This window comes from Methanomethylovorans sp. PtaU1.Bin093, from assembly GCF_002067275.1.
Taxonomy (GTDB): Archaea; Halobacteriota; Methanosarcinia; order Methanosarcinales; family Methanosarcinaceae; genus Methanomethylovorans.
The window spans coordinates 38,448-49,240 of the sequence record NZ_MVQX01000088.1 but is presented as its reverse complement, the minus strand read 5'-3'; the positions used below and the strand labels follow the sequence as shown (position 1 = coordinate 49,240).

General features: G+C 44.5%; 10 protein-coding genes. 7 read left to right on the top strand and 3 right to left on the bottom strand.

Translation table 11 applies throughout. The features are described from left to right. Positions 1-850, top strand: an 850-nt coding sequence (locus A4E24_RS10005) for a polysaccharide deacetylase family protein (protein WP_292353196.1), incomplete at its 5' end; no start/stop codon positions are given. Positions 851-932: 82 nt separating this feature from the next. On the opposite strand, the gene A4E24_RS10000 is transcribed toward A4E24_RS10005, so the two are convergent. The 3 genes from A4E24_RS10000 to A4E24_RS09990 all read right to left on the bottom strand — a co-directional run bounded on the left by A4E24_RS10000 (position 933) and on the right by A4E24_RS09990 (position 3,397). Continuing rightward, entirely contained in the window at positions 933-1,544 is a 612-nt protein-coding gene (locus tag A4E24_RS10000) for a PIG-L deacetylase family protein (protein ID WP_292353195.1), read from the bottom strand. An 11-nt stretch (positions 1,545-1,555) separates the two neighbouring features. Then, positions 1,556-2,224 (bottom strand): WbqC family protein, encoded by a 669-nt coding sequence (locus tag A4E24_RS09995; RefSeq protein ID WP_292353194.1) that lies wholly within the window; start codon positions 2,222-2,224, stop codon positions 1,556-1,558. A 93-nt stretch (positions 2,225-2,317) separates the two neighbouring features. After that, positions 2,318-3,397: a glycoside hydrolase family 16 protein gene (locus A4E24_RS09990; protein ID WP_292353192.1), complete on the bottom strand. Its 1,080-nt coding sequence runs from the start codon at positions 3,395-3,397 to the stop codon at positions 2,318-2,320. 807 nt (positions 3,398-4,204) lie between these two features. On the opposite strand from A4E24_RS09990, the gene A4E24_RS09985 reads away from it, so the two are divergent. From A4E24_RS09985 to A4E24_RS09960, 6 genes are all read left to right on the top strand, one after another. Then, entirely contained in the window at positions 4,205-5,260 is a 1,056-nt protein-coding gene (locus A4E24_RS09985) for a M42 family metallopeptidase (protein WP_292353190.1), read from the top strand. Between the two features lie 155 nt (positions 5,261-5,415). Then, positions 5,416-6,918 carry a (R)-citramalate synthase gene (locus A4E24_RS09980; RefSeq protein WP_292353189.1) on the top strand — a complete coding sequence of 501 codons (1,503 nt, stop codon included), beginning with the start codon at positions 5,416-5,418 and terminating at the stop codon, positions 6,916-6,918. Between the two features lie 52 nt (positions 6,919-6,970). Next, positions 6,971-8,662, top strand: coding sequence for an acetolactate synthase large subunit (locus A4E24_RS09975; protein ID WP_292353187.1), 1,692 nt, complete (start codon positions 6,971-6,973; stop codon positions 8,660-8,662). After that, positions 8,659-9,144 carry an acetolactate synthase small subunit gene (gene ilvN, locus A4E24_RS09970; protein ID WP_292353186.1) on the top strand — a complete coding sequence of 162 codons (486 nt, stop codon included), beginning with the start codon at positions 8,659-8,661 and terminating at the stop codon, positions 9,142-9,144. The genes A4E24_RS09975 and ilvN overlap by 4 nt, the downstream gene beginning before the upstream one ends. A 36-nt stretch (positions 9,145-9,180) precedes the next feature. Next, entirely contained in the window at positions 9,181-10,179 is a 999-nt protein-coding gene (ilvC, locus tag A4E24_RS09965; RefSeq protein WP_292353201.1) for a ketol-acid reductoisomerase, read from the top strand. Positions 10,180-10,260: 81 nt separating this feature from the next. Continuing rightward, complete coding sequence (locus A4E24_RS09960; RefSeq protein ID WP_292353185.1) at positions 10,261-10,791, top strand: nitroreductase; 531 nt, start codon at positions 10,261-10,263, stop codon at positions 10,789-10,791. The last annotated feature ends 2 nt before the right edge of the window (positions 10,792-10,793 follow it).

The window sequence follows — 10,793 nt, the reverse complement described above, 5'->3', positions numbered from 1 at the left end:
AAGCGATACCGATGGTACAATAGTAGCTTACCTCTGGACATCAGATGGTAAGGAAATAAGCACAGAAGCAAGTTTCAGCACTTCCTTGCTTGCAGTTGGCACTCACACTGTAAAATTCAGTGTCAAGGACGATGATGGTGCATGGTCCGCAGAAACAACCTCAACCCTGAAAATTGAACCTTCTGCGGAGGTGCCAAGTAGAGCTACTGTGATTTTAACATTTGATGATGGTTTTAAATCAGACTATGACACTGTCTATCCGCTGCTGAAAGAACGTAATATCAGTTCAACTCATTACATAATTGCTTCTATGGTAGGCGAAGACTCAACACGCATGACATGGGACCATATAAAAGCAATGTATGATGATGGTTTTGATATGGAGTGCCATTCAGACACCCATCCGGACCTCACAACAATGTCATCAGATGAAATCATTCAGGAAATGCTGAATGTTAACACAGCATTTGTAACTCATGGTATGCCGGCACCCAAACATATTGCTTATCCATACGGTGAGTGCAATGACAATGTAATATCCGTCATTTCATCATACCGTGATACCGGTCGTGTTGTAACATGGAAAAATAATGGTTACTATCCTACAGAATTGCTTGAAAAACCCTATGGACTGCCCTGTTACCCGACAGAATATCACGGAACAATTGCCGAAATAGACAAGGCTGTGGCCGGGAATTACACTTTAATTCTTGGTTTCCATCAAGTAACTGAGAACCCAGGCGAGTATGATATATCCACGTCTGAGTTCATTTCAATACTCGATTACATTGAATCGAATAACATACGTACTCAGACAATATCAGAATATTACAAAGAAAATTTTGAATAGAGGATGATACTCCTCTCTATTTATGTTTTCTCTTTTCTCAAACTAAAAGTATTGGACTTTAAAAAGCCAAGAAACTTCATTCTTACCATTTAAATAAGAGTGCTACCTCAAATGCCTCAGCATACTTAACGCCTAATATACTTCCTCTGCTTTTTGCTAAACCTATTACTGAAACCTTTTCCATGTAATCTCTTTCTTTTTGAGACTTAAATATGTCAATACTTTTTAGTTTATAACAGAATTGTTGTGTCACATCATTATAGGCAGTTGGTCTGAATTCAATTGTAGTTGAGGGTGATTCATAAAAGAGAACTGCATTTCTCATATGTCTAGAAGCTGATAATGTTGACAAAGCAATAGCTACGTGATCTTGATGATAATCTTTTGGACAATGAACATAAACGATATCAGGTTTTATTTTGCACATATATTGATCAATCTTTCCAACAGTTATACCATCATGGTGCATCTGGGTGTCAGGCAAGCCTAGAAAGATAATATCTTTTGCACCAAGTAATCTGGCTGATTCGGTAGCTTCTTTTAATCTTTGATCCTTGTTTCCACCTTTCTCTCCATAAGAAGCAATGATTAAAAAGAGTTCATCGTTCTCACTTGCATGCTTTATCAAAGTAGCTCCACAGCCTAATTCAATATCATCCGGATGAGCGCCGATAGCTAATATTTTTCGATTCATGAATCATCATCTCATTTTGGAATTGAGCCAACATTAAACAGGGCATCAATAGCCGCCATATTTTTTTCAAATCCTGTATAACGCTGAGTATACATTGGATGCTCAAATTGTTGATATTCAACTTTAATTTCTTTGAATACAGATTGATCTAAATAGTCTAGTCCTCCTATTCCAGATAAATACGTGTCACCTCCAAGTGAATTAACGATGTCCGCAATTCTTTGAGATGAAGTTGTAGTAAATCCAAGCTTACTTGAATAGACCAGTTCAATATCAATTTCAAAAGCCTTTATTAGATATTGTATAATAGAGAGATTCAAATCTGCGAGATGGGTATGTTTTCTATTATATATTTTGGATAAATCTTCTATATATGACTCATAATAGGGTGTTTTATTGTAATTTATATCTATAATTCTTAAATGCGTATCAGACCAAACAGGCTTACCATTAATTTTCTGATTGTTAATTAAAATTTCATTAATAGGTATTTTTCCTTCTTTTACAATAGGCACTGTTAGCCATTTCCAGCCTTCAGGGATCCTTATTCTATTACGATGTTGGAAGTCTTTCTTATTGAACTGTACATCATCGAGAATCATGAATATGTCTGATTTTGACATTTTGTCAAAAAAACCCAAATAAGGTAAATAGGTCGGTTGATGACCAGCTACTATCATAACTTATCGGTATATAATATGTTTTTGAAGAAATATAATTTACGGTAATCCATGTTAAATTAAATCAACATGGAAACCGCAATACTAACGTTTTTAATGTTTAATCCAATCAACTAGAAGATATTGATCGGATGTTGTCTTTGTACCCGATAACCAATTTGGATACCAAGCATTAACTACTAGGTGCATAGGATTGGTGGTCATTCCATCTGTCCACGTTTGCATCAGCTTTCCATCAATGTAGAAACTCAAGTTTCCAGGATAGAAATCAAATCTATATTCGTGGAAATCGGCTGTTGGATCAAAACCAAGGCTCTTGGTAACACTATGTTGTATTTTTCCATTTGCATAAGTAGTGAACCACGCTTCTCCTTTAGGGTCATTATAGATTTCGATATCTATCTCATTATAGAAGTCTGGACCCAAGTATAAGAAGAAACCTGTAATTGATGATGGTGCGTTTGGAAGTTTCATACTTGCGCGGTATGTACCATACTGATAGAGACCTTTGGATTCAACATCCCCACCGTTGAGTGTATTTGCGGGGATTTTAATCCTTAAGTTTCCATCCTTTACATCAACATTAGCTGGATCGAAATATGTTCTCTCTAACTTGAACGATGATTTTGACCACTGATTTGTATCAAATGTATCAAAATTATCAACAAAACTGAAGGTCTCTCCCGGAGTTTCTGAAGGGGTATCTGCTGGAGTTTCAGGAAGTGGGTCTTCTGGAATTTCCGGTGGTGTAATATCTATATTAGAAACTGTGAATGCATCTAGCTTTTCAGCGTATGTTAGCCTAGTGGATGACTTGTATTTCCATACAGACATTACTACCTTGTACTTTCCGGTTTTCAATGTTGTATCTGTTGGAACTGTCCAGCTTTTTGTTTGAACACTTGTTTTTCCTGGAGCTAATTTTACAGAATTCGATGATACTGTATATACCTTGCCATTTTCATCGCTAACGCTATATCTTATCCAGTAGGTCCATGTTTGTGTACCTGTATTTTTAAAACTCATGGAAGATGTTACAGCATCTCCAGGATAATATGTTCCGGATGCTGGACTGAAAGATGTAATTTCTGCATCCACGGAAGCTGCAGCTGCCGATGGAAATGAGAAAAGCAAAACAATTGCAACAGTCAGTAATAAAAAGCTCTTTTTCATGATATCTCTCCTTTTTATCTCATTTTATATCTTCAATACATTTTTCATGCTAATCATGAATTAGTTTTGATTTTTTCCGACCAAGTCTCTCTCTAGTGATGAATCCTCGAGATAGATACTAATGTACTCATCATTATGAGCATCATTGCAGACTATGAGTAGAGGTTTGTGTGAACAATTATATAAATAATGCGCTATACTTTGATAATTATTTATTAAATTAATATGCAAAAAAGCATATATTATTTATTAAAGAAGTTAGCGTAACACTTAGAAAAATATTTACTGCCATCTTATATGAGCATAAAAATAGCACACTTTTATATAAATACTATGCATACACTTTTAAAAAAATTGTGCTTATATTTATATTTAGTAACCTAAGCTTGACAGTTATCATTCCTTAATAAAGGGAATGCCTTCTCTTTTAGCTCAATATTTTATTTTTTGTCAGGAAAACCTATTTGGTAGTTTAAATAATTTCACGTAAAATTCTACGATATTGTCCTGTTTTGTCTTAAGATCAGTGTATTTATGGCATCAAAGTTGGCGTAAATGTACTTTTTCGTCTGTCTTTTCAGTTAATCGACTGTAAACTGTCGGTAGTGTCCCAATTTTGCTGTAAATTTTCCTGTACCTCTAGTATGTCCTTATTCCTCCATAGATAAATATCGACAGCGTATCTATTTTGATGTAAAATGTGATAGTACCTCTTGACCCTCATATTTTTTCTATTTTTGTTTATAATATACATCTATATTTATAGCAGCAGTTCCTATTATCCTCCACAGAGTACAGAGGGTCTATATGGAACAACTGATCGATTCTTTGAAGAAGTTATCCAATGCACATGGTATTTCCGGCCATGAGGACAGCATCCGTGCCATTATGGAGGAGGGACTGAAGCCCTATGTGGACGAGCTGACCACGGATAAGATGGGCAATCTCATTGGCATTAAAAAAGGGAACGGACCGTCGATCATGATCGCCACTCACATGGATGAGATCGGTCTGATGGTGCAGTATATTGACGATAAAGGTTTCCTGAAGTTCGTGAAAATAGGCGGCTGGTTCGACCCCACCCTGCATAGCCAGAGAGTTATGGTCCATACCAGCAATGGCCCTGTTCCCGGAGTTATAGGGTCCAAGCCGCCTCATGTGATGAAAGACGAGGACAGGAAAAGACCCGTGAAATCCGAGGACATGTTCATCGATGTGGGTGCCACAAGTCGCGAGGATGCTGAAAAGATGGGGATTGGCATAGGAACACCTGTGTCCATGGACAGGGAAGTAGTGGCCCTTGCGAATGGCAAGATAACAGGCAAGGCTTTTGACAACCGTGCTGGCTGTGCCATACTCCTGGAAGTTATGCGGCAACTTGCGGACAAGGATATAAAAGCTACCGTGTATGCTGTGGGAACCGTGCAGGAAGAAGTGGGTCTCAAAGGTGCCCGGACATCCGCTTTCAGCCTGGACCCGGACATAGCCCTTGCGGTGGACACGACCATATCAGGCGATCATCCGGGCATCGATAAGAAGGATGCTGCAGTGGAACAGGGTAAAGGCGGTGTCATCACCGTGGCCGATGCCTCCGGCCGTGGTCTTATTGCTTCGCCCCATGTACTTAAATGGCTGAAGGAAACTGCCGATTCAAAGCACATCCCCTACCAGCTTGAAGTGGGAGATGGCGGTACCACGGATGCCACTGCCATACACCTTACAAGGGCAGGTATACCCTCCAGCGTCATAAGCGTGGTCACCCGCTACATCCACTCGCCCGTGGAAGTGGTGGACACAGCTGATGTGAAGGCATGCGTGGACCTGCTTGTAGGTTCCATCGAGACCATTGACAAGTATTTCTGATGCCTGGGATCTCAGGCGAAACCTTTCTTTTTTCAGCTCTTCTCCTCCAGTGAACAATCGTGATAGATACATCGATATACATATATAGTATAGAGATATCGATGTAGTGCTGTTGGCTATGGCCGGCAGACAAATACCTGTGAGGGGTCTTATTATTGGAAAACATCCGCTTTTTGGACACAACTCTGCGAGACGGTGAACAGACGCCCGGGGTGGCACTTACTAAAGAGGACAAACTTGCCATTGCCCGCAAGCTGGACGAGCTTGGCGTGCACATTATCGAGGCCGGGTCAGCCATCACTTCCGAAGGGGAAAGGGAATCCATCCGCGCGATCGCAGCTGAAGGCTTAAATGCAGATATCTGCAGCTATTGCAGGATCATGCAGCCTGACATCGACTATGCGCTTGCATGTGACGTGGACTCCATTCATCTTGTGGCTCCTGTATCCGATCTGCACATCAGCGTCAAGCTCAGGAAGGACAGAGAAGCGGTAATGCAGATGGCCATCGAGACCACAGAATATGCCAGGGAGCATGGGCTTATCGTAGAGCTGAGCGGAGAGGATGCTTCTAGGGCAGATATGGGATTCCTTAAGTCCATATACCAGGCAGGTATCGAGGCAGGTGCCGAAAGACTCTGTTTCTGCGACACCGTGGGTATGCTTGTTCCCGAGAAGACAGAGGCCATATTCAGGGAGCTGGCAGCCTCTTTGAAGATACCTGTCAGCATACACTGCCACGACGATTTCGGCCTGGGCACCGCAAATACGGTAGCTGCTCTCAGAGCAGGTGCAGGGGAAGCGCATGTGACCATTAACGGCATAGGGGAAAGAGCAGGCAATACCTCCCTTGAGGAAGTGGTGATGATCCTTGAATGGCTGTACAAATATGATACAGGTATCAAGACGACCGAGCTTTTCAAGACCTCAAGGCTTGTAAGCCGTCTTACGGGCATACCCGTGGCTCCCAACAAATCCCTTGTGGGGGGCAACGCTTTCTCTCATGAGGCAGGTATCCACGTACATGGCCTTTTGGCAGACACGTCCACCTACGAGCCGATACGGCCGGAAATACTCGGACGTCAGCGTAAGATCGTGATGGGTAAGCATGCGGGCAAAAGTTCCGTTTCCCTTGCCATAAAAGAGATGGGATATGATGTTCAGGATTCGCATCTTAACGAGATCCTCAAGAGAGTAAAGGAACTGGGTGATTTCGGTAAGCACGTTACGGATGCTGATCTTCAGTCCATTGCCGAGACCGTACTGAACATCCAGTGCAATTCCAGGGTCAAACTCGAAGATTTTACCGTAGTATCGGGAAACAGAGTTACACCTACAGCTTCTGTGAAACTGAAGGTCGATGGCGAGGAGGTCGTCCAGGCAGGCATAGGAGACGGACCTGTGGACGCTACCATCCAGTGCATAAAGAAAGCAGTTGCCGGAGTAGGCGATATCCAGCTTGAGGAATACCATGTGGATGCCATAACAGGAGGCACTGATGCACTTGTGGAAGTCCTGGTGAAACTTTCAAAGGACGGCAGGATGATCACATCCAGAGGTACGCGTACCGACATCATCATGGCTTCGGTGGAAGCGATGCTCAACGGCATCAATCGTTTGATACAGACGGAACCATCTGATAAAATAAAAGATATGTGACGAACATATACCTACATATAGAACAGTAATTCATGACCAGCAGAGTGATCGAATGACAGAACGAACAGAAAAGATGACAGGTGCAAGAGCCATCATCGAATGTCTGTATAGGGAAGGCGTAGATACGATATTCGGATATCCCGGAGGTCAGGTGCTTCCTATTTATGATGCACTGTATGACTCAAAGATACGCCATGTGCTAGTACGCCATGAACAATCGGCTGCTCACGCCGCAGATGGGTATGCAAGGGCAACGGGTAAGGTAGGCGTATGCTTAGCCACATCCGGCCCCGGAGCAACGAACCTGGTGACAGGTATAGCCACTGCTTACATGGACTCCATACCCATTGTAGCCCTGACCGGCCAGGTGCCTCTGTCCATGATAGGGAACGATGCTTTTCAGGAAGCCAATATTACAGGCATAACCCTGCCTATAACGAAACACAATTACCTGCTGCAGGATGCTAACGATATTCCAAGGATCATGAAGGAGGCTTTCCACATTGCATCCACCGGCAGGCCGGGACCCGTACTTATCGACATCCCAAAGGACCTAACCACCGAACTGATAGATTTCCACTATCCTGAAACTGTGAAGCTGCGCAGTTACAATCCTACCTATGAAGGCAACATCCAGCAGATTAAGAAGGCAGCGGAAGAGATAAACAGGTCTTCAAAACCTGTGATCTACGCAGGGGGCGGAGTTATCAGTGCGAATGCCAGCGAGTATCTGCGGGCACTTGCCGAAAAAGTGCAGGCTCCGGTCACCACGACACTTACCGGGATGGGCGCTTTCCCTGTGGACCATCCGTTGTTTTTGGGAATGCTGGGGATGCATGGCACCAAATATGCCAATTATGCGATACAGGAATCAGATCTCATCATCGCTGTGGGTGCGAGGTTCGATGACAGGGTCACAGGCAAAATAAGATCTTTTGCGACCAACGCTAAGGTCATCCATATAGACGTAGACCCGGCAGAGATATCCAAGAACGTGCGTGTAGACATCCCTATAGTTGGTAATGCCGCAAAGGTGCTTGAAGACCTGCTCAAATATGTCGACAGGGCTCCTACTGACGACTGGCTTCAAAGGATAGCACACTGGAAGCGATCATATCCTCTGCATTATATTGGCGGCATGGATAATATCAAACCCCAGTATATCATCGAACAGATCCATGATGCCTGCAAGGATGCGATCATCGTTACAGAGGTCGGGCAGCATCAGATGTGGGCTGCCCAATACTTCAGGTTCAGCGAACCCCGGACGTTCATATCGTCAGGAGGTCTCGGGACCATGGGATTCGGGTTCCCGGCATCGATAGGGGTCAAAATAGCAAAGCCCGACAGAGTGGTCTTTGATATTTCAGGTGATGGCTCGTTCCAGATGAACTCGCAGGAGCTGGCAACCGTCGTACAGGAGAATATCCCCGTGATAATCGCTATATTCAATAATGGTTATCTGGGCATGGTCAGGCAGTGGCAGGAACTCTTCTTCGATAAAAGATACTCTTATACATGTATAAGGAACAGTGTTGATTTCGTAAAGCTTGCAGAGGCCTACGGAGCACTTGGACTGCGTGTAAAGCAGCCTTCAGAGGTCAGGCCGGCCATAGAGCAGGCAATAGCTTCCGGAAGACCTACCCTGATAGATTTCTGGGTAGAGTGTGAAGAGAACGTATCTCCCATGGTGCCGGCCGGAGCAGCTATAAACGAGATAATGGACCTGGAGAGGAAAGCATGAAACATACACTCGCAGTCCTGGTGGAGAACAGGTACGGTGTGCTTTCACGGGTTGCCGGCTTGTTTGCCCGCCGGGGCTATAACATAGACAGCCTTGCTGTAGGGGTCACTGAGGATCCCACAATATCCCGTATGACCATTGTCGTACGTGGAGATGACCTTGTCCTGGAACAGGTCACCAAGCAGCTAAATAAATTGATCGATGTTATCAGGGTAACAGATCTTGGGACCGAGGACACCGTGGAAAGGGAACTTGTCCTGATCAAGGTCAACGCAGATGTGAAGAACCGGTCTGAGATCATGCAGATAGCAGACATCTTCAGGGCAAAGATCATCGATGTTGCCAGCAAGTCCATGATCATAGAGGTAACAGGTGACGAGAACAAGATCAAGGCAATAGAACAGTTGCTTAAGCCCTTCGGTATCAAGGAAATGGTGCGTACCGGTAAAATTGCCCTGCGCAGAGGTCCTAAGAGCATATAAAGTTAAACTCAGGAAGTAATTCAAATGGCAGTGAACATGTACTATGACAAGGATGCAGATCTCAGCATCCTGAAAGGCAAGAAGATAGCAGTGATGGGATATGGCAGCCAGGGTCATGCCCAGGCCCAGAACCTGCACGATTCCGGACTTGATGTGACCGTAGGTCTGCGTAAGGGCAGCAAACGCTGGCAGCAGGCAGAAGAGGATGGGCTTAAGGTCATGACCGTAAAAGAGGCTGCCAAAGCAGCTGATGTCATCCAGATCCTCCTGCCGGATGAAACGCAGTCCCAGGTATACTATGAAGAGATAGAGCCCGGACTTGAACCCGGAAATGCTATTGTCTTCTCTCACGGTTTCAATATCCATTACAACCAGATAGTGCCCAGGAAGGACATCGACGTGTACATGGTGGCACCAAAAAGCCCGGGACACCTGGTACGCAGGACGTATAAAGAAGGACATGGAGTGCCTGGTCTGATCGCAGTCTACCAGGATGCCACAGGCATGGCAAAACAGTTAGCTCTGGCACATGCAAAAGGTGTGGGTTGCACACGGGCCGGAGTCTTCGAGACAACATTCCGTGAGGAAACGGAAACTGACCTTTTCGGAGAGCAGGTAGACCTGTGCGGTGGCGTGGCCTCTCTTATCAAGACCTCCTTTGAGGTTCTCGTCGAAGCCGGCTATCAGCCAGAGATGGCATATTTTGAGACCACTCACGAACTGAAGCTCATCGTAGACCTTATCCATGAAGGCGGCCTGGAAAAGATGTGGTATTCCGTATCCAATACTGCGGAATACGGTGGAATGACCGTTGGGCCCAAGGTCATCAATGAACTGTCCAGAGAAGCTATGTACGAAGCCCTGGAACGTATCCAGAACGGGCAGTTCGCAAGGGAGTTCGTGCTTGAAGGCAAGGCCAACAGGCCAGTGCTCACAGCCATGGAGCGCCAGGACAGGGAACATCCTGTGGAAGAGGTGGGCCGCAGATTGCGCGCAATGATGCCCTGGCTTAACAGTGGCCTTAATGAGAAGTGAACTTTCTGGAATATACTTTTTTAAAGATACAAAGACGTGTTCTATATACAAGGACACATCCCTTTTTTTGAAGTGATCTAAATGCAGGGAACTATACAGACAATTCTATCAAGACGAAGCATCCGCAGTTATACATCTGAGCCTGTGGCAAGAACGGATATTACAAAGATCCTTGAGGCCGGGCGCTGGGCACCATCGGGCCTTAATAACCAGCCCTGGAAGTTCATAGTTGTACAGGACAGGGTCTCAATAGAAAAACTGGCCGGATGCACACGCTATTCATCCATTGTAAAAGGAGCAAGCGTTATCATAGCTGTTTTTCTGGATAACTCTACGATGTACGATCGCACAAAAGATGTACAATCCATAGGTGCAGCCATACAGAACATGCTGCTCGCCTGCTGTGAGCTCGGGTTAGGGGCTGTCTGGCTCGGCGAGATCCTAAATAATAAAGAACAAGTGAATTTGATTTTAGAAGCGCCAGAATCACTGGAGCTCATGGCAGCACTGGCCATAGGGCATCCCACCGGGAGCAAAACAACACCTTCGAGGAAAGAACTGCAAGAAATAGCCTTTGAAGAGCATTACGGCGATCAATGGAGGCAAAGATGAAG

Excerpts from the sequence above, each read along its gene's own strand:
- A4E24_RS10000 (WP_292353195.1), bottom strand. The coding sequence starts at position 1,544 with ATGAATCGAAAAATATTAGCTATCGGCGCTCATCCGGATGATATTGAA.
- A4E24_RS09975 (WP_292353187.1), top strand. The coding sequence starts at position 6,971 with ATGACAGAACGAACAGAAAAGATGACAGGTGCAAGAGCCATCATCGAA.
- A4E24_RS09990 (WP_292353192.1), bottom strand. The coding sequence starts at position 3,397 with ATGAAAAAGAGCTTTTTATTACTGACTGTTGCAATTGTTTTGCTTTTC.
- A4E24_RS09960 (WP_292353185.1), top strand. The coding sequence starts at position 10,261 with ATGCAGGGAACTATACAGACAATTCTATCAAGACGAAGCATCCGCAGT.
- ilvC (WP_292353201.1), top strand. The coding sequence starts at position 9,181 with ATGTACTATGACAAGGATGCAGATCTCAGCATCCTGAAAGGCAAGAAG.
- A4E24_RS09985 (WP_292353190.1), top strand. The coding sequence starts at position 4,205 with ATGGAACAACTGATCGATTCTTTGAAGAAGTTATCCAATGCACATGGT.
- ilvN (WP_292353186.1), top strand. The coding sequence starts at position 8,659 with ATGAAACATACACTCGCAGTCCTGGTGGAGAACAGGTACGGTGTGCTT.
- A4E24_RS09995 (WP_292353194.1), bottom strand. The coding sequence starts at position 2,224 with ATGATAGTAGCTGGTCATCAACCGACCTATTTACCTTATTTGGGTTTT.